Annotated in this window: 13 protein-coding genes; 5 read left to right on the top strand and 8 right to left on the bottom strand. The window is 42.1% G+C overall.

Translation table 11 applies throughout. The features are described 5' to 3' along the window. Positions 1-6 precede the first annotated feature (6 nt). The 6 genes from ACYQ0C_RS15395 to ACYQ0C_RS15420 all read right to left on the bottom strand — a co-directional run bounded on the left by ACYQ0C_RS15395 (position 7) and on the right by ACYQ0C_RS15420 (position 9,998). The gene (locus ACYQ0C_RS15395) at positions 7-1,251 is read right to left on the bottom strand and encodes an alpha/beta hydrolase family protein (RefSeq protein WP_016275702.1); all 1,245 of its coding nucleotides are present in this window, start codon (positions 1,249-1,251) and stop codon (positions 7-9) included. Positions 1,252-1,263: 12 nt separating this feature from the next. After that, positions 1,264-2,853, bottom strand: coding sequence for a RagB/SusD family nutrient uptake outer membrane protein (locus ACYQ0C_RS15400; protein ID WP_016275701.1), 1,590 nt, complete (start codon positions 2,851-2,853; stop codon positions 1,264-1,266). Positions 2,854-2,868: 15 nt separating this feature from the next. Further along, the gene (locus ACYQ0C_RS15405; RefSeq protein WP_016275700.1) at positions 2,869-6,606 is read right to left on the bottom strand and encodes a TonB-dependent receptor; all 3,738 of its coding nucleotides are present in this window, start codon (positions 6,604-6,606) and stop codon (positions 2,869-2,871) included. 147 nt (positions 6,607-6,753) lie between these two features. Further along, a complete protein-coding gene (locus ACYQ0C_RS15410) occupies positions 6,754-7,836 on the bottom strand; it encodes a FecR family protein (RefSeq protein ID WP_016275699.1) in 1,083 nt (360 codons plus the stop codon). Between the two features lie 207 nt (positions 7,837-8,043). Further along, a complete protein-coding gene (locus ACYQ0C_RS15415) occupies positions 8,044-8,679 on the bottom strand; it encodes an RNA polymerase sigma factor (protein ID WP_016275698.1) in 636 nt (211 codons plus the stop codon). Between the two features lie 113 nt (positions 8,680-8,792). Further along, positions 8,793-9,998 (bottom strand): ROK family transcriptional regulator, encoded by a 1,206-nt coding sequence (locus ACYQ0C_RS15420; protein WP_016275697.1) that lies wholly within the window; start codon positions 9,996-9,998, stop codon positions 8,793-8,795. 305 nt (positions 9,999-10,303) lie between these two features. Here ACYQ0C_RS15420 and ACYQ0C_RS15425 point away from each other — a divergent pair, with 305 nt between their 5' ends. From ACYQ0C_RS15425 to ACYQ0C_RS15445, 5 genes are read left to right on the top strand one after another with little or no spacing between them, the layout of a single operon-like run. Next, a complete protein-coding gene (locus tag ACYQ0C_RS15425; protein WP_016275696.1) occupies positions 10,304-11,218 on the top strand; it encodes a dihydrodipicolinate synthase family protein in 915 nt (304 codons plus the stop codon). A gap of 12 nt (positions 11,219-11,230) precedes the next feature. Next, the gene (locus ACYQ0C_RS15430) at positions 11,231-12,427 is read left to right on the top strand and encodes an AGE family epimerase/isomerase (RefSeq protein ID WP_016275695.1); all 1,197 of its coding nucleotides are present in this window, start codon (positions 11,231-11,233) and stop codon (positions 12,425-12,427) included. An 18-nt stretch (positions 12,428-12,445) separates the two neighbouring features. After that, the gene (locus ACYQ0C_RS15435) at positions 12,446-13,681 is read left to right on the top strand and encodes an MFS transporter (protein ID WP_016275694.1); all 1,236 of its coding nucleotides are present in this window, start codon (positions 12,446-12,448) and stop codon (positions 13,679-13,681) included. Between the two features lie 46 nt (positions 13,682-13,727). After that, a complete protein-coding gene (nagB, locus tag ACYQ0C_RS15440; protein ID WP_016275693.1) occupies positions 13,728-14,519 on the top strand; it encodes a glucosamine-6-phosphate deaminase in 792 nt (263 codons plus the stop codon). 3 nt (positions 14,520-14,522) lie between these two features. Next, complete coding sequence (locus tag ACYQ0C_RS15445; RefSeq protein ID WP_016275692.1) at positions 14,523-16,511, top strand: glucosamine-6-phosphate deaminase; 1,989 nt, start codon at positions 14,523-14,525, stop codon at positions 16,509-16,511. A gap of 177 nt (positions 16,512-16,688) precedes the next feature. Here ACYQ0C_RS15445 and ACYQ0C_RS15450 read toward each other — a convergent pair whose 3' ends face one another. Together ACYQ0C_RS15450 and ACYQ0C_RS15455 are read right to left on the bottom strand one after the other, a co-directional pair. Beyond that, on the bottom strand, positions 16,689-18,170 hold the full coding sequence (locus ACYQ0C_RS15450; RefSeq protein ID WP_016275691.1) for an alpha-L-fucosidase: 1,482 nt from the start codon (positions 18,168-18,170) through the stop codon (positions 16,689-16,691). 203 nt (positions 18,171-18,373) lie between these two features. After that, positions 18,374-20,014 (bottom strand): RagB/SusD family nutrient uptake outer membrane protein, encoded by a 1,641-nt coding sequence (locus ACYQ0C_RS15455; RefSeq protein WP_016275690.1) that lies wholly within the window; start codon positions 20,012-20,014, stop codon positions 18,374-18,376. Between the last annotated feature and the right edge of the window lie 24 nt (positions 20,015-20,038).

Here is a 20,038-nt window from a genome sequence, read left to right on the forward strand (position 1 = left end):
CTGAACCTACTTTAAAACCTTGCGTAACCAAGGAATAACCAGTTCGTTTTTAAAATAATGAGAAGGGGGATCTACATTGACCGTTTCGAAATAGGTCTTTGAATCCAGTCCTTCATCAAGACGCTCCACATCTTTTCTAACCGCCTTATCAGCAAACTTCGGATAATGATGAAACTCCGCATTTTCCGGTTTTCCACTAGCAGCATAAGCAGACTGCACCAAACGGAAATCACGGTCCAACCCTCCCTCTGTAAAAATGATAGGACGAGGAGCTAATGACGCGACAACATCTGGAAAATTAAAATATCTCCAATAGCCAGGTATCAGATGCCGGATAGAATTTGGAAAAGGACGCCTGTTTTCTTTGTCTGGTTTAGTCATCACAACGGCACGTTCCTGAGTCTGGCATAGAAAATCATTGTACACAAAAGCATAAATATCCTTATCCAACACCCCCAAGACCATCATCGGTTCTGTACCTAATGAGAATCCGCTAATCACAATCCTATCCTTTCGGATGTAAGACTGGCTCTTCACCCAATTCAGCACTTGCATATCCAGATAAGAAGTATACCCTAGCCAACTCCATCCCAGTTCAAGCAAAAAACGGGAAACAACATCATAGTCATAATTCCATCCTTTATCATAACATTCCAAATCGGAAGCTTCTCCGGCAGCGGCATTATCCACCGCTACCGCCACATAACCTTCTTTAACCATATTCAGAGCCATACTTACTTGGGGATTATTATAATCCTCAGTCAACTTATCACAGATGCCAGGCTCACCAGCCAATCCTTCTTTAGTCCTTCCGGAACCCGGAATGCACAAGACTCCGGGTACTGCACCCTTCAAATGTATCGGTTTCAAAACCAGGAAAGTGGAAACTGACTTTGGAAAAGGATAGAACTCCCATTTCTCCAAAATATACCCCTCTTTTTTTTCCGTTTTCACACAGACAGGAGACGGTTGTCCCTTTATTTCGGGAAACTTCATGATTTCCACCATTGCAGTACGCACTCCATTCTGCCATTGCGTAAACTCCTGTGCGGACATACCGGAACAGTAAGCATATTGGGGATGTGTATTTTTCAACATCTCATGAACAATGGCATAAGTACTTAGTAACCGTCCATCCCCACGATCTGATTTCACAACTGCATGTTCCTCAGGTTGGTAATTCTGAGAATTACCAACCATACATAAACTGCATACAGATACTAAAAAGAGCAATCTTTTCATTATCATCATATTATTCCACTATTATTCATACCCCGGATTCTGCTTGATTTCCGGATCTCCATTCAAGACTTCCACATTAACAGGCCACAACATCATATACGCCTTATCCTCTGTTAATATAGGCAATGAACTTCCATAATGCGCTTTAGCAGAAAAGACAAAAGGTTTTCCGTTGGAATCACGTAAACGCAATAAATCAAACCAGCGACTTCCCTCACCTACAAACTCTTTATCACGTTCCTGCAAAATAGCCCACTCATTATCCGCATAATCTCCTGCGATATATTTATGTTGTTCAAATTTATCACCATAAGCACGCTTACGTATCTCATTTATATATGCAGCACATTTATCCGGAGCTCCCAACCCGTTTTCACACTCGGCCAGCATCAACAAAACATCAGCATATCTATATACCGGTACATCTGAATCATAATAATGAGTTCCTCCGTCCGTTTGCCCCATCAGTTTTTTCCAACAAGCGCCACGGTTTTTTCCTTCAAACATATATTGAAAAAAAGTAGCATCCAAACGAGTATCTTCCTTATCATAAATTTCGATAAACGGCACTTTATACTCATAACGTAATGGTCCGGCTGTCAATAGCTTCAACGGATCCGGACCATATTTATTTCCATCCAAGTCCGTAGCATTGGTAAACAAGGCTACATTATAGAACCAGTTCGCCCCCCAATTGGTCAATTCATTCTTATTAAAACATAGAGCGAAAATAATCTCTCTATTCTTCTTCCCTTCCGGAGTCCATAAATCCGCAAAGTTTGGAAGCAGTTCGAATTGTTGGTTCACCAAATTCAATAAAGCCTTCTTTGCTGTCAGCAAGTCACTGTTATTAGGATCTACGGCAGTCAGAGTAGCTATATGATCCCCTGCAATATCATCACTGGGTAATCCTGTAGTGACTTTGGCAGACCACATATATATCTTGGCTTTCAAAAGTTCCGTTGCATAATAAGACCATTCATATTGGTCGGATATCTTCTTATCCGACTCATTGAAAAAAGATTCGGATTTATTAATATCTTCTTTGATAAACTCCAACGTTTCCTCCGGAGTAGAACGAGCCTTATATAGTTGCGTAATATCAATGCTACCCTCTGTAACTTTCGATTCCGTTTCTAACGGCACACCACCAAATGTTCGATAAAGATAGAAATAATAATATGCACGCAAACCATAAGCCTGTCCCAAATAAAATGATTTCTCCGTTCCAGTCATATAATCAATTTCTTTATCTACATTTCTGATAAACAAATTTATATGCATGATATTTGGGTACACCTCATACCAATCATCGACACCGGTATTATCTTTCGTAAGCAGATTATTAGTCATAGGCGGACCATATACCCCCTCACCCATAGAAGTAACATCACTTATCAGAATCTCACTTCTGAACTCTCCCAATGTGACAGGCATCTGATATTTATCTCTTAAATCGGCATGAATACCAGTCATAAACATTTCTACCTGAGACTTCTGATTCCAAAAATCATTAGAGCCATAATAATCTTCAGGAGACAGGTCCAACGCATCACAAGCAGACAATACCATCATCCCACTCAACAATATGCTATAAAATATTTTCTTCATAATCCTTCCTATTTATTAGAATGTAACATTTAAACCCAAAACAACTGTTCTAGGGAGGGGATATCCTCCATTCTGACTGACACCATATTCGGGGGTCGCCATATTTTTGGCTGCTGTAATATATCCCAAATTCTGTGCTGTTACAGAAACATCCACCTTGCTCAAACCGGATTTATGAATCCAACTCTGAGGCAAGGAATACGACAGGCTTATTTCACGAAAAGCCAAATAATCGCCACGATAACAATTAATGTCCGATATTCTGTCATAATTACGTTTGCCCAAAAAGTCAGCCCATCCATACACCGGATATTTTCCATTCGGATTACTTTCCGACCAGGAATCTTTAACTAAAGAAATGGTATTAAATGTTCCCTGCATATTACCCATAATCCAAGGAGTTTTCCAATCATGTACCCAATAGCCTAAAGCATAATCCAGACGGCAGTTCAAAGTTAACCCTTTCCATGAAGTATTAATGTTAAAGCCTCCGGTCCAATGAGGTATCGTATTACCCAATTTCACCCGGTCATAATCATCAATCACACCATCCCCATTCACATCCTGCCATTTCACATCACCAGCCTGTATAGGCAGTCCTTTCTCCTTTTCGGCATCCGACAATTTAGCCCAAGCTTCAGGTCCATAGAGCACTTTGGCATCTGCTCCATTTTCCGTATAAGTGGATCTGTCTATCAGATTGCCTGGAATCTCACTCTCACTCTTATAAATACCAAGAGATTTAAAGGCGTAAATCACACCATATTCCTGTCCTTCCTGATAACCACCCACCCATTGTCTTTCATAGGTACCATCTGCCAGCTTGCGTCCCGTATAAACCTGATAGGCATCCTGCATATTATTCGGCAATCCATTGTACGGTAATGAGATAATCTTATTCTTATTATAAGCGGTATTCATACTAACTGTAAATTTCCAATCTTTGGTACGCAAAACATTGGCGGTCAATTCCAACTCCATACCTTGGTTTTGTACTTCTCCATTGTTAGAAAGGAAAGAAGAAACTCCGCTATGGGAAGGCAGGGTGATTTCTGCAAATTTATCCTGTGTATGTCTATTATAATAGGTAAAGTTCAAGATATATTTGTTATTCAGAAAACCAATATCGAAACCTGTCTCGAATGTGTACGATTTTTCCCATCTCATGGTGGGATTAGGCAAATCGTTTATCATCAAAGGCACTTTGCCATTATAGTTGGGTACTATTTTACCTTTTTTATCTTTCATAATACCATAAGAGCCTTGAACCGTATAATAATCAAGTCCTGTCACTACATTACCATTAGCATCCAGTACACCAGACACATTTCCATTGGCACCGTAACTAGCACGAATTTTAGCATAAGAAAGTACATTGCTACAAGACTCCATAAAATTCTCTCTACTCAAGACCCAACCGGCTGATATGCCGGGAAAGGTTCCCCAACGGTTATCCTTTGGCAGTTTGGAGTATCCGTCGCGACGTAAAACAAGGCTCAGCAAATACTTGGACTTATAATCATAATTCACTCTACCAAAGAATGAAAGAATACGTTGTCTGTAATGCCAGGAATCTATTTGCCGTACTCCAGCAGCAGTCGAAGTATAATTCAAATCCTGAAAATCAGATAATGGAGATCCATAACCAGATGCAGAAAAACCTTTCTTGTATGAGTCATAATATTCTACGCCTGCCATCGCATCTATAGAATGATCTTGCCGGAATGTAGTCTGATAATTCAAGATTCCATTGTAAGTCTGGTCCAAAAGCCGTTCATGCTTGTTGGAAGTACTATGATTCGTATCATATACCGGTCCTGTAGCTACAATATAGTCCCCTTTGAAGAACTCTCTGCTGTCATCAAAATAAAACCAAGTTCCTGTGGTCTTGAATGTCAATCCTTTCATTATATTAAAGGTAAAAGACTGGCTCAGATTAAACTTGTCTGTATTATTATCATAGTTCAATGCATCCTCATACACTTTCACAGTGGTCCAGCCACGGGCATAAGAAGCCACTGCAGGGCCTGCCAACCAGTCGCCGTCCGGACTTTTCACACGGAATGTAGGAGGAACGGACAAGGTAGTACTGAAAAAATTACCTTCACCGGCATATCCTGCACCACCATCGTCCCATTTGGCATCGGTAAATGTCAAAGAAGAATTGGAAGTAAGCCAAGGCTTAATTTTATAATCTGCATTGATCGTGAAATTCAAACGGTGATACCAGTTGTTCATCGCATTTCCTTCGCTGCGATTATAGCCTAGGCTTGCATAATAATGCCCCTTATCATTGCCGCCGGATACGCTCAAGTTATAATCCTGAGTAATAGCCGGAGATTTGATATTATAATCTTTCAGTTGATTATCACAATAAATCAATTTTTGTCCCGGATTCACAGGGTCATCCATTGTCTGCCAACCTTGTTTTAACAGGAAAGCCAGATCATCTGTATAATTCATAACACCCCATACGGCTGTATTGTCTTTATTGCCATTAAGTACATTCCCTTTTTCATCAAAATATCTGTTTCCTGTTCCGTAAGGCTGTGTTCCGGATAAAGTCGCATCACTGGCAAATCCATGCCAAGCGCCCGATTTATCCTGCCATATATGCGAAGACCGATAAAATGCCGAACGCATATAATACAAATAATCATGAGCATTCAAAAACTCATACTGGCTATGAAAAAAATTGAAACCGACTTTCGCACTCAAATTTATTTCCGTATGTCCTTCCGAACCTCTTTTAGTAGTAACAAGAATTACACCATTGGAAGCACGCGCACCGTAAATAGCTGTAGCACCGGCATCTTTCATGACTTCCAAAGACTCGATATCCTCCGGATTCACATCACTCAACGACTCGCGTACAGCACCATCGATAATGACCAAAGGTGAACCGCTACCATCCAGATTGGTACCACCACGAAGTACCAAAGTAGGAGTGGAATTCGGATTACCACTAGTTTGCTGCACCCTTAATCCTGCCACTGCACCAGAGAGTGCTTGCGCCGGATTAGTATGGGCACCCGTACTTAAAGTAGAATTATCAACTTTAGCAATAGAATTAGTCATCTTGGAACGAAGTTGTGTACCCCCATAACCTGTTATCACCACTTCATCCAAAGTCTTATTGTCTTCCTGCAACTGAACATTCAAAAACGACTTTTTCCCTACCAACATTTCTTGAGTCAGATAACCGATATAAGAAAAGACCAAAGACGCTTTTTCACTTACCATTAACGTAAACTGGCCGTCTATATCAGTTATGGTACCATTGGTAGTACCTTTCTCTATAATATTAGCCCCAATAATTGCTTCTCCTTTGGCATCGGTCACTATACCTTTGACAGTCACTTTCTCTTGTTGCATAACAATGGGACGCGTTTCTTCTTTAGAAATGGCCTTGCGAATTATTACTTGTCTGTCACGGATATAATATTCCAAATCAGTACCGGCAAACATTTGTTTCAATACCTCTTCTATTGTTTTATTCCGTACATCCACATTGACACGACGAGATAAATCAATATCTGTACGATATATAAAAATAAATTGACTATTCTTTTCTACCCAATTAATCACACTCTTCAAAGTCTGGTTCTCCATAGAAACGGTAAAGCTAGTTTGTTCCGCATAACTCATTTCTGCAAAAGCCTCTTCATAACCTGTAAATGTTAAAATCATGGCTAAACTCATACATTTTGTGAATTTAGGCATGAGTTTTATTCTATTCGTGTATTTTTTCATATATTTGATTGTTTTTTCTATTTATTTCAAGGTAAATAATTAAACAACGATTCAGTGACCAGATAGTACGGCAAATACTGTCTGGTTTTCTTTTTTTACATCCTTCTTTTATTCCATAGGCTAAAGTATTTTAAGGTTCAACAATTCTCATTTAAGGCTCACATAGATTTCATCTTTATCATTTATTGTATAATGCAATGATAATGAAAGACACAAGTTATCCATAACATTGGTAATGTCTGTTTGAAGATCCAGTTTTCCAGACAATGACAAGGTAGTAATCTCCGCATCATACCGTATTTTACACCCATAATACCGCTCAAGTTTCTTCAAAACATCTCCTACGGGTCTTTGATGAAGCAGCAATAAATTATCCTTCCAACTGATGTATTCGGACACATCAACCTTACGTACCTGCGTTTTATTACCTTTAATATCCACCAATTGATTAGGTGCCAATCTTACTTTGCTCTTATTCTCAGTAGTTACTTCCACGCTTCCACGTACTAAAACAACAGATGAAGCCTCATCCTCCCTATAGGCACAGACATTAAACGAAGTACCCAGCACGCGTATATCAAACTCTCTTGTTTTGACAACAAATGGACAATCCTTCCTTTTGGCCACATCCAGATAAACCTCCCCCTCTACCAGAATTTCACGTTTCTGTTCTTCAAAAATATCCGGATACATCACCTTACTACCTGAATTTATATAAATTCTAGTACCATCAGAAAAAGTAATATCAGCTCTTTTGCCATTAGGAACCATTATTTGATGAATTTCATTCTTTACAGATGAAGCCTGGGATATTTTAGTATTTAATGCATACTGCTGAATATTCGAGCTTCCTAAAGTATCATATTTTAAAGAAGCATCATTTTTCAGATTCATAGCTTGGTTATCTGTTATCAGAATCACCTCATCACCGCAAATGAAAGTCGTGTCATTCAGCAATGCTATATCAAGCTCCGTACCCTCGTCAGCATTGGTACTCCACCAATTCATAACTAAAATCAAACCAATCGCTGCCGCTATCGACATAGACCACCTATAAATATGACGTCTGTGGGAATCCCTCTTTTCCCTTTCTACTCGTTTCATCACGTCCTGAAAAGATTTTTCCACATCAACAGATTCCCATTCATCTGCTTCCCGAATCTTCTCAGTCAGGCATTGAACTGTTTTACGAAATTCATCTGAATTATATTTTATTTTTTTACTTTTCATCTAAATACCTTTTTATTAAGAAAACGGTATCCAAAAAAAAAGGTACTCATAAAAAAGAAAAGAAATCACATTTTTCTTTGCATAAGCCTTCGTTAGACCAATAGACAAACCTCACATGACAAATAAATAAACTTATTCATCACACAAATATCACTTTATAAAAACATGCTCAAATGATACAATAACAACGATCAACGACTCGCTAAATCAAGAGAAGTGAAAAGCCCAAACACAACGCACAGGCACATGAACACAATGTACCAAGATACTGAAAATCCAAATGGTTGAAACAGAGAAAAAGAATTCACGCAAACGTGCCAATGTACGCGACAAAAGGTTCTTGCTTGATTGAGGATTCATACCTAAGATAGCGGATATTTCCTGATGGTTCAATTCCTTTACATAATATAGATACAGAATTTCACGCTGACGACCGGAAAGACGTGAAATTGCCTTAGCCAGCCTCCTTTCATTCTTCACATCCACATCATCTTTCTTAAATAAAGAATTTATTATTTCTTCGCCCATCGGAAAAAACTCATGGCATTCTTCAATCACTTCCATAGGACGTAAAGACTGAAACGCATCCAGCAGTTTATTTCTAAAAGAACAAAGCAAATACGCCTTTACATTATCAGTATAATGCAAATTTCTACAATTTAAAATCAACTTGACGAACAAATTCTGTATGGTATCGGCAACCAACTCTCTATCACCTACCATACGAATTCCATAGGAATACAATAACGAATAATAACGTCGATAAACTTCTTCAAATGCCGCCGTTTCTCCTTTAATGAAAGATTCCCAAAGTTTTGTTTCACCATGTGTTCTATCAACCATAATACTAGCTCCTTAAAAACTTATTGAGCTTGCTCAGAGTTAAATTTAACAAGAAGGCAATATAAGAGATGAATCATTAATGGACTCATCCCTTACTTTATAACACCTACATATTATTCAAACAGTTTACTGCGCGACAACATACAAGCACCGATGATCCCGGCTCTTTCTTTCAATTTAGATTCTACAATAACAGAATCACGGTTCATCAAATTCAGTGTATATTTTCGAATAGCCGTAGTTATGGGCTGTATCAAATAATCACCAGTACGTGACAATGCGCCTCCGATAATAACCAGTTCCGGATTAAAAATATTAATAAGTCCCGCCACATGGCGTCCCAGCTTCACCCCGATTTCCTCCACCAGTTCGATACACAGCAAATCTTCCTTATTTACCGCATCAATAATATCATCCAAGGTCAAATCTTCCAAGTTTTTCTTGGTATTGGAAATAATAGAGTTCTCCCCATTATTAATATGCTCCAATAAAATACGATGCAAAGCGGCCCCCGAAACTTCCGTTTCTATGCATCCCTTCTTCCCACAATGGCAGATAATCTCATTTTCATATCCAAAATTATGCCCGAATTCACCGGAGAAGCCGGATTTTCCTTTATAAATCCTTCCATCAATGATAATTCCCATGCCCAATCCCCAGCTGACATTAATAAAAATGATATTCTTCTCACCTTTCACAACACCTTGCATATACTCACCGTAAATCATGGCACGGGTATCATTATCAATAGAAACACGATAGCCACCCACCTTTTCCGATATGACATCCGTCAACGGGCGTTCATCAAAATTGAATATGCTGTAACTATACCCCAAGTCCGGATTCACACGTCCGGAAAGATTCACATTTATATTTAATATCTTATCTTTCTCGACACTGACTTTTTGAAGGAAATGTCTAATCTGCTTACACAATTCGTCCAAACTCTCAGGAGTATTCTTCGCTCTAAAAGGAACATTCATTTTCAACTGAACCACATCCCCCTTAAAATTTATCAACCCCAAGTTGATAGAAAACTGACGTACTTCAACGCCAACAAAATACCCGGAATCCGCATTCAAACCATACAGACTAGGATGTCTCCCTCCGCTGGTTTCCAGCTTTCCGTAATCGTTAATGTAACCTTCCTCACACATTTCATCGATGAATTTCGTAACCGTAGGCACACTTAAATCCATCTCTTTTGCTAAATCAGTAATCGTAGAGCTTCCATTATAAATATAGTGGGTGATGATTTTCTTCTTCATCACAGCCATCTTTGAGCCCTTTTCCATTTCTTTCAACAAATTCTCACCCATAATAAAATATTCCGTTAATGTCCACAAATATAGTTATTTTTTTATGAAACCAAATCTCATTTAAAGAGATTTTTCAAAAATTATTTTAGAAGATGTAAGCAAATTATCTTTTTTTGTAACAATCTCATTTTTCAAAAACGTTTAAACAACGCTTCCTATCCGCTTATTTATCTTTCTATTTATTAAAAGAGCTATTATTAATAAATAAATTTAGTTTTCTCTTGTTGTTTTCGTAAATCATTTATATATTTGCACACAACATGATTAAGTAATATAAAATATTAATTTCAAATAAATTAAAGGCTATGGAAAAGATTCACGGATTAATTGACGCACCTTTCACTCCATTTTATGAAAACGGAGAAGTAAATTATGAACCTATTGAAGCATATTGCCAACTATTGGTAAGGAACGGACTTCAAGGCGTATTTATCAATGGTTCTTCCGGAGAAGGCTATATGCTGACAGAAGACGAACGCATGAAACTGGCCGAACGCTGGATGGAAGTAGCACCTGAAGATTTCAAAGTCATCGTACATGTTGGAAGCACTTGTGTAAAATCAAGCAAGCGTCTGGCAGAACATGCTCAGAAAATCGGAGCATGGGGCATCGGAGCGATGGCGCCTCCCTTCCCGAAAGTGGGACGCATTGAAGAGTTGGTGAAATACTGCGAAGAAATAGCATGCGGCGCTCCCGAACTGCCTTTCTATTTCTACCACATCCCCGCTTTCAACGGAGCATTCCTCTCAATGGTAGCATTCCTGGAAGCCGTAGACGGACGCATTCCTAATTTTGCAGGTATCAAATATACTTTCGAAAGTTTGTATGAATACAACCAATGCCGTCTATATAAAAATGGCAAATTCGACATGCTGCACGGTCAGGATGAGACCATTCTTCCTTGCCTGGCTATGGGCGGCGCACAAGGTGGTATCGGCGGAACAACCAACTATAACGGTAAAGAACTCACAGGCATCATCGAAGCATGGAAAGCCGGTGATCTGGAACTGGCACGCGAACGCCAGAACTTCGCTCAAGAAGTTATCAACGTGATCTGTCACTATCGTGGAAACATCGTCGGCGGCAAACGCATCATGAAACTGATCGGACTGGATTTAGGCAAGAACCGCACCCCGTTCCAAAACATGACAGATGAGGAAGAAGCTGCCATGAAAGCCGAACTGGAGGCTATCCATTTCTTTGAAAGATGTAACAAATAAACCTGAGCCACAATGTTTTCAATAGATTATATAAAAGAATGGTCAGAATCATACAAGACGGATCTGACCACTAACATCATGCCGTTCTGGCTGAGATACGGGCTGGACAAAGTCAATGGAGGTGTTTACACCTGCGTTGACCGCGACGGCAGCCTGATGGATACCACCAAGTCCGTGTGGTTCCAAGGAAGATTCGCCTTTATCTGCTCTTACGCATACAATCATATAGAAAAGAACGAAGCATGGCTGTCAGCTGCCAAAAGCACGATAGACTTTATAGAAGCACATTGTTTCGACTCTGACGGACGCATGTATTTCGAGGTGACCGCCGAAGGCACTCCTTTGCGCAAGCGTCGTTATATTTTCTCGGAATCGTTCGCAGCTATCGCCATGTCGGAATATGCCATCGCATCCGGTGACCGGACGTATGCCGTAAAAGCACTGGAGCTGTTCAAACAGATGCAGTATTTTCTGGAAACGCCGGGCATACTCTCTCCCAAATATCTGGATACCCTTCCGATGAAAGGACATTCCATAACCATGATCCTGATCAATGTGGCCTCACGTATCCGCCAGGCTATTCAAGACGAGAGTTTCAACGGACAGATCGATGCCTCCATCGCCCAACTGCGCAAAGACTTCATGCATCCCGAATTCAAAGCTTTACTTGAAACAGTAGGCCCCGACGGAGAGTTCATTGACAGCAACATGGGCCGCACCATCAATCCGGGACATTGCATTGAGACAGCCTGGTTCCTGCTGGAAGAAGCCAAATACCGCAATTGGGACAAAGATATCACAGAACTGGCCCTCACCATCCTGGACTGGTCCTGGGAATGGGGTTGGGACAAAGAGTTCGGAGGTATCATTAACTTCAAAGACTGCAAAAACCTTCCGCCTCAAGATTATTCTCAGGACATGAAATTCTGGTGGCCCCAGACCGAGGCTGTCATTGCTACCTTATACGCCTATTTAGCCACCGGAAATGAAAAGTACCTTGACATGCACAAACAAATCAGCGACTGGACATACGCTCATTTTCCTGATGAAGAGTATGGAGAATGGTTTGGATATCTCCACCGTGACGGCACACCCGCGCAAATGGCCAAGGGTAACTTGTTCAAAGGCCCGTTCCACATTCCAAGAATGATGATCAAGGGCTATACGTTATGCCAGGAAATACTTGACAGCAAAAAATCACATTTATAAAGCTATTTATCTATTAGCATGAAAAACAGTAAAATTTATCCTTGGGTTGTAGTAGGATTATTATGGGGCGTCGCCCTGTTGAATTATATGGACCGGCAAATGCTGTCCACGATGAGAGACGCCATGGCGGTGGATATCACCGAACTTCAGTCAGCCGCCAACTTTGGTCGTCTGATGGGGGTTTTCCTCTGGATATATGGCTGTATGAGCCCTATAGCCGGAATGGTGGGCGACCGCATGAACCGCAAATGGCTGATCGTAGGCAGTTTGTTCGTATGGTCGGCTGTCACTTATCTGATGGGGATCGCCGACACCTATAACGAAGTATTCTTCCTGCGCGCCTTGATGGGAATCAGCGAAGCGCTCTATATTCCTGCCGGATTGTCACTGATCGCCGACTATCACTCCGACAAGTCACGTTCGTTGGCCATCGGCATTCACATGACCGGGCTTTATACCGGACAGGCCATCGGAGGTTTCGGCGCTACTGTAGCCGCTGCTTTTTCCTGGCATACAACCTTTCATTGGTTCGGCATCGCCGGCATCGCATACGCCGTAATTTTAATGCTTTTTCTACATGAAAAGAAGGATAGAACGCAAATTGAACAAATAAATTCACCTTCCGGTAAAGAAAAAGGCAATTTATTGAAGGGATTATCATTACTTTTCAGTAATATTGCATTTTGGGTGATTCTGCTATATTTCGCAGCCCCCAGTTTACCGGGATGGGCAACTAAAAACTGGTTACCTACCCTGTTCGCCGAAAACCTGAATATACCGATGTCGCAAGCCGGACCCATGTCCACTATCACCATCGCGTTTTCATCGTTCATTGGCGTAATTGTTGGTGGAACTTTATCCGATAAGTGGGTGCAAAGAAATATAAAAGGACGTGTGTACACGGGTGCCATCGGCTTGGGACTTACTATTCCCTCCCTGCTTCTGCTAGGGTTCGGACATAGTTTCGTAGCCGTTGTGGGAGCTGGATTATTATTCGGTGTAGGTTACGGTATCTTCGATGCCAACAATATGCCGATTCTGTGCCAGTTCGTATCATCCAAACACCGTGCTACCGCCTATGGTATCATGAATATGACAGGCGTGTTTGCGGGAGCAGCCATTACCGAAGTCTTGGGAAAATGGACAGACGGAGGTAAGTTGGGACTGGGATTTGCCATGCTGGCTGTCATTGTGCTTATCGCACTGATAGTACAATTGACATTCCTCCGTCCTAAAACAGATAATATGGAATAACCCGTATAGTTAACTTAACACTTAAAACTTAAAAAAAGAAAGAACCATGAGAGTAATTATCGAACCTGATTACCAAACGCTGTCACAATGGGCGGCAAACTATGTAGCTAGTAGAATTAATGCGGCAAATCCGACTCCTGAAAAACCATTTGTTTTAGGTTGTCCTACAGGTTCTTCACCGCTAGGCATGTACAAAGCGCTGATAGAACTGAACAAGCAGGGAAAGGTATCTTTCCAGCATGTCGTAACTTTCAATATGGACGAATATGTAGGCTTGCCCGAAGATCATCCAGAAAGCTATCATACATTTATGTGGAAAAACTTCTTTAACCACATTGATATAAAGAAAGAGAATGTACATATTCTGAACGGAAATGCCGAAGATCTGGAAGCGGAATGCGCCAACTACGAAAAGCAGATAGCCGAAATCGGAGGCATCGACCTGTTTATGGGAGGTATCGGCCCCGACGGACATATCGCATTCAATGAGCCGGGCTCTTCGCTGTCTTCACGCACACGCATCAAGACACTGACTACAGATACGATTATTGCAAACTCACGCTTTTTTGACAATGACGTGAACAAAGTTCCTAAAACTGCGTTAACTGTAGGTGTAGGGACTGTCCTTTCAGCGAAAGAAGTTATGATTATCTGCAACGGACACAACAAAGCACGCGCTTTGCAACATGCCGTTGAAGGCGGTATCACACAAATGTGGACTATCAGTGCATTGCAGATGCACCAGCATGGCATCATCGTTTGTGACGAAGCTGCCACAGACGAACTGAAAGTCGGTACTTACAAATATTTCAAAGACATCGAAAAAGCTAATTTGTAATTTATGAGAACAAACCTAAGTTCGCAGATCTCTCTGAACAGAGTATCTCCGAAATATTATAAACCCGAGAATGCGGTGGAACGTTCTGTCCTGACCCGTTGCGAAAAGGTGCCTACCGACATCTATGAGACGATGGAAGAAGGTGTGCAGCACATCGCCAATGAAATCGCGGCCAAGATACAGGAACGCCAGCGCGAAGGGAAGTTCTGCGTGATCGGTGCCGGAACCGGCGCTTCACTGCGTCCGCTCTATGCCGAGCTGGTCCGTAAGCATAAAGATGAAGGACTAAGTTTCCGCAACGTAGTCATTTTCAATTTATACGAATACTACCCCTTGGCCTCTGAAGGTGCGGGAAGCAGTTTCTCACAACTGAGCGAGCTGTTCCTGAGCCAGATCGATATCGACAAACAAAATGTGTTCACCATCGACGGAACGATTCCGCAGGAAGCCGTCATTGAATACTGCCGTCTGTACGAACAGCGTATCCAGACTTTCGGTGGCATAGATATGGCGCTGATGGGCATCGGGCGTGAAGGCAATATCGCCATGAACGAACCGGGATCAAGTTTGAGTTCTCCTACCCGTCTGATTCTGATCGACTCAACCTCGCGTGCCGAAGCCGCACACAATTTAGGAGTAGACAATCTCCCCCCCTGCTCCATCACGATGGGTGTGGCGACTATTATGGCCGCCCGCAAAATCTATTTGCTGGCATGGGGAGACGACAAAGCCGACATCATCAAGAAAGCGGTGGAAGACAAAGTGAGCGACACACTGCCCGCTTCCTATCTGCAAATGCACAACAATGCCAATGTCTGCATAGACCTGGCAGCGGCTTCTCATCTTACCCGGATCCAACGTCCGTGGCTGGTAACCAACTGCGAATGGAACGACAAACTGATCCGCAGCGCCATCGTATGGTTGTGCCAACGTGTCAAAAAGCCGATTCTGAAACTGACCAACAAAGATTACAATGAAAACGGACTGAGCGAGCTGCTGGCACTCTACGGTTCCGCTTACAATGTAAACATCAAAATATTCAATGACCTGCAGCACACCATCACCGGATGGCCCGGCGGCAAGCCGAATGCAGACGACACCTACCGTCCCGAACGGGCCAAACCATTCCCGAAACGCGTGGTAGTTTTCTCTCCGCACCCGGATGACGATGTCATCTCAATGGGCGGAACTTTACGCCGTCTGGTTCAGCAAGGGCACGAAGTACACGTAGCCTACGAAACTTCCGGAAACATTGCCGTAGGCGATGAAGAAGTAGTACGTTTCATGCACTTCATCAATGGTTTCAACCAACTTTTTGATGAAAACTCCAACGAGACCATCAAAAACAAATATGCCGAGATCAAGAAATTCCTTGCCGCCAAGAAAGAAGGCGACATGGACAGCCGCGATATTCTGACCATTAAAGGATTGATCCGCCGTGGTGAAGCACGTACTGCAAGCACTTTCAATCAGATACCATTGAACCGCGTTCATTTCCTTGACCTGCCTTTCTATGAAACCGGCAAGATAGAAAAGAACCCCATCAGTGAAGCCGATGTAGAAATCGTGTTGCAGTTACTGCGTGACGTGAAGCCTCACCAAATCTATGTAGCAGGAGACCTTGCCGATCCGCATGGAACCCACCGTGTATGTACGGACGCTGTACTGGCAGCCATCGACATCGAAAAAGAAGCCGGTGCCGAATGGTTGAAAGACTGCCGCATCTGGATGTACCGTGGTGCATGGGCGGAATGGGAAATTGAAAACATTGAAATGGCCGTACCGTTCAGCCCCGAAGAACTGCGTGCAAAACGCAACTCTATCTTGAAACACCAATCTCAGATGGAAAGCGCACCGTTCCTGGGCAATGACGAACGCCTGTTCTGGCAAAGAAGTGAAGACCGCAACCGGGGTACAGCTGCTTTGTATGACCAGCTTGGTTTGGCATGTTATGAAGCAATGGAAGCATTTGTAGAATATATACCCCTATAATTAAAGAAACAACCTAACCTAATTTTATACTAACCTTTAACCAAAAGACCGAAAATCCCCGATGGATGTGATATCCCTCGGGGATTGTTTTTAAAGAAAAGTAGCCATCCGGCACCTGTTGTGGTCTTCGGATGGCTACCTGTTCTATTGTCAGTCCGGATGATATAAAGCACCTGATCAGTCTGCTATATTCTCCAGTTTTAATGTCCAGGCATAATCACATGGCATTTCATCCATATACAAATCCGGCATCTCCACTACAATATCATCTCCCTTTTGCTTCCAGTTAACTTTTTTCTTGGAGCCCAGCAAAGAGATTTTTGTCTTGCCGGTAGAGTGGATATCCTTCAATTTGATGGTGTTTTTCGGATAGGCAGGCAAAATGGCATACACATTCTTTCCCTTTTTGGTAAAGAACACCTCTTTCACCGCATAACCCGGATCCGGATCCACCGTCTGTTTCAAAATAGCGTCACCGCTTACATAATGTTTTTCCTTCGATTTCCATTCCCGGTCCCCCTTTGTCCACTGGCAAGAGCGCACCCAGGCACGTGTTCCATAAATAGCCTCACCGTTTACTTTCAGCCAGTCTCCCATCTGAACCAGACGTTCCTGCATGATAGGTGGAATTTTACCATTCGCATTCGGACCTACATCGAGCAACAGGTTTCCACCATTACTTACGATGTTTACCAAGGTCAGGACCAATGCTTTAGGGGAAGTATAATCTTCCAAATCTTCATTCTGATTATATCCGAAAGAAAGTCCTATCCCCCGGCATTCTTCCCATGGCTTATTATATGACGCATTCGAATTACTATATTCCCTGGTGTAATAATCCCCATGCTTCCGCCCTGTATTATTCGCCCAGCGGTCATTCACCACAATACTATCCTTGACGGGAGATTCAGAATAAAGCCACGCCAATGTTCTTTCCGCCTGCCATTCTTTATCATTGATCGCATCAGGACCATCCGACCAGATCAGGTCCGGCTTATACGTATTCACCAAATCTTTCAACTGAGGGAAGAAATGTTTTTCATAAAACAATCCCATCGTTTCTTTGGTATATAGCGGATTCCCCCATTCGCGAAGCGAGAAATAGCATCCCACCTTTATATTAGTCTTCCGCAACGCATCCACATATTCGCCTACCAGATCACGATGCGCACCTATCACCATACTGTTCCAAGGTCTGCCATACGATGTGGAAGCCTCTTTGCTAGGCCATAACGCAAAGCCGTCGTGATGCTTGGTGGTCAACACCGCATAACGGGCACCTGCACGTTCGAACAACTTCGCCCATTCATTGGCATCATAACTCATCGCCTTGAACATGGGGGCAAAATCGGCATAAGTGAAATCCCTGCCATACATCGCGGTATGGAAATCATAGATTTCCGTACCGGTAAAATCACCGTTCCCCATCAATTTCTTATTTTCCAACCAATACTTATACCATTCGGAATAAGTGCCTTTAGGCGACCATCCCGGCACAGAGTATAATCCCCAGTGAATAAAAATACCAAATTTGGCATCTTCAAACCAAGCCGGGACCGGACGTTTATCCAAGGACTCCCAATCGGCCGTATAAGTCTTTTGAGAAAACGAGGAAACTGAAATCAAACAAAAAAGAAGAGCAAAAATACTTTTTCTCATAGTATATGTTTTGAATAAATTTAAAAAAATTACTTTCAGATACAATATTAACAAAAAACAAGCGTAACAACAACTTATTTTTTGTTTTTAAATTAATAATAGCATATCTCACGATATGCTATTATCTTCCCTAAACAATCAACTAACCTTAAAAAAGTTATCTGGTCAGTCAACCGTAATTCACAGCTATATTTAAATCTTCATTATTTCGCTGCTTCCGCCTCTTCATATCCCGGAGTCTGCTTAATTGCAGGGTCTTTATCCAACATATTCTGTTCAATAGGCCACAACAACTTGTAACTTTCCGTTTCCGGCAAGATAGGATTACCATCATTTTTCAGATTAGCTTCAGGACAGAACACCAGATGCTTTCCTCCTTTAGTCAAAGTCATACGATAAATATCCCACCAGCGCTGGCCTTCTTGTACGAACTCTTTATCTTTTTCGTGCAATATAGCCAACTCGTTCTGCGTGAAGTCACCTGCTTTATAAGCATATTTAGCTGTATCCCAAACGCCTTCACTATCTCCATAAGCACGCTGGCGAATCAGGTTTATGTATTTTTCAACCCCGGCGTTGTCGCCTTCCATATTGGCGATTTCGGCCAGTGACAGATAAACCCAAGGCAAGCGGTAGAAATATTGGTCACCGCAATAAACGCGGTTGCCTTCCGCATTGAGAATACCCAGATTCTTACATACATGAGTACCCCAAAGAACCAATTTTCCATCCTCATCCTTTTGATAAGAAGTGATAAATGTAGCATCACGGCGTTCATCTTTTTCATCGAACAACTGATAGAGTTCCGGAATGTATTCATACCACTGCATACCGTTTCTGTTCAGACGAAGAGGGTCGTTCCAACTGGTGCCATCGGCCCGATAACCTTTTTTGTCCACCTCTCCTTGAACTACATACGTAAAATTACCGACCCCGTTGGTAGCCTCTCCCTCAGCATAACGAATCGCAAAAATCACCTCTGAATTACCCTTATTGGTAGCATCAAACACATCGGCAAAGTTTGACAGCATTTTCAAGCCATAATTATTGGCAACGCTCTCCAAGTGTTTTTTAGCCACCGCCAAGTCAGCGGGATTGGCAGGATTGTCACCGGTAGTCACCTTAGAAGTCCACAGATAAACGTCCCCCATCAGACACTCGGTAGCGGCCTTTGACCAATATGACTTCTTATTACCGCGGTTGTAAGGATCAAAGCTGGTCACATCACCGAAATACTCCATTGATGTATCCAAGTCCTTCTTGATTTGCGTCATCACCTCTTTGGGAGTAGAACGTGCCATATACAATTTTTCCGGATCAATGATTCCATTAATCACCTCTACATCCAGCCGCAAAGGCACACCGCCATAAATGCGGTAAAGCTCAAAATAAATAAAAGCACGGAGACCATAAGCTTGCGCCAGATAATATTTTTTCTTGGCCTCGCCCACATAGTCGGCATTCGTCACACGTTCAATGAACAAGTTGATGTTCGCCAAGCGTCCGTAATGACCACCGAAATTTGTCACTCCCGTATTATTCTTATCAAAGTTCTGTAAAACGATGTTGCCTCCATACAGTGCATTACCGTCTGTAGCAGTTCCCGATTTATAAATACCACCTCTCTGTTCGCCGAAAGTAAAGATATGCTGGTCGGCGGCATCGCGTATGTGCTTATGAATACCGTCCATATAGCCGGTTACCTGCGCTTCGGTAGTCCAGTATGAACCGCTGCCATAGTAATCAACAGGAGAAAGGTCCAGCAAGTCGCTACACGAAGTAGTCATGACACCGGAAGCTGCCAGCAACATTCCGGATAATAGGATTGTTTTTATATTTTTCATATCAATATGCTATTTATTATTGTG

The sequence above is a fragment of the Phocaeicola sartorii JCM 17136 = DSM 21941 genome, assembly GCF_054653615.1.

Coding starts and splice junctions, on each gene's coding strand:
- ACYQ0C_RS15430 (WP_016275695.1), top strand. CDS start 11,231: ATGTTTTCAATAGATTATATAAAAGAATGGTCAGAATCATACAAGACG.
- ACYQ0C_RS15415 (WP_016275698.1), bottom strand. CDS start 8,679: ATGGTTGATAGAACACATGGTGAAACAAAACTTTGGGAATCTTTCATT.
- nagB (WP_016275693.1), top strand. CDS start 13,728: ATGAGAGTAATTATCGAACCTGATTACCAAACGCTGTCACAATGGGCG.
- ACYQ0C_RS15405 (WP_016275700.1), bottom strand. CDS start 6,606: ATGAAAAAATACACGAATAGAATAAAACTCATGCCTAAATTCACAAAA.
- ACYQ0C_RS15400 (WP_016275701.1), bottom strand. CDS start 2,853: ATGAAGAAAATATTTTATAGCATATTGTTGAGTGGGATGATGGTATTG.
- ACYQ0C_RS15455 (WP_016275690.1), bottom strand. CDS start 20,014: ATGAAAAATATAAAAACAATCCTATTATCCGGAATGTTGCTGGCAGCT.
- ACYQ0C_RS15435 (WP_016275694.1), top strand. CDS start 12,446: ATGAAAAACAGTAAAATTTATCCTTGGGTTGTAGTAGGATTATTATGG.
- ACYQ0C_RS15410 (WP_016275699.1), bottom strand. CDS start 7,836: ATGAAAAGTAAAAAAATAAAATATAATTCAGATGAATTTCGTAAAACA.
- ACYQ0C_RS15450 (WP_016275691.1), bottom strand. CDS start 18,170: ATGAGAAAAAGTATTTTTGCTCTTCTTTTTTGTTTGATTTCAGTTTCC.
- ACYQ0C_RS15445 (WP_016275692.1), top strand. CDS start 14,523: ATGAGAACAAACCTAAGTTCGCAGATCTCTCTGAACAGAGTATCTCCG.
- ACYQ0C_RS15420 (WP_016275697.1), bottom strand. CDS start 9,998: ATGGGTGAGAATTTGTTGAAAGAAATGGAAAAGGGCTCAAAGATGGCT.
- ACYQ0C_RS15425 (WP_016275696.1), top strand. CDS start 10,304: ATGGAAAAGATTCACGGATTAATTGACGCACCTTTCACTCCATTTTAT.
- ACYQ0C_RS15395 (WP_016275702.1), bottom strand. CDS start 1,251: ATGATGATAATGAAAAGATTGCTCTTTTTAGTATCTGTATGCAGTTTA.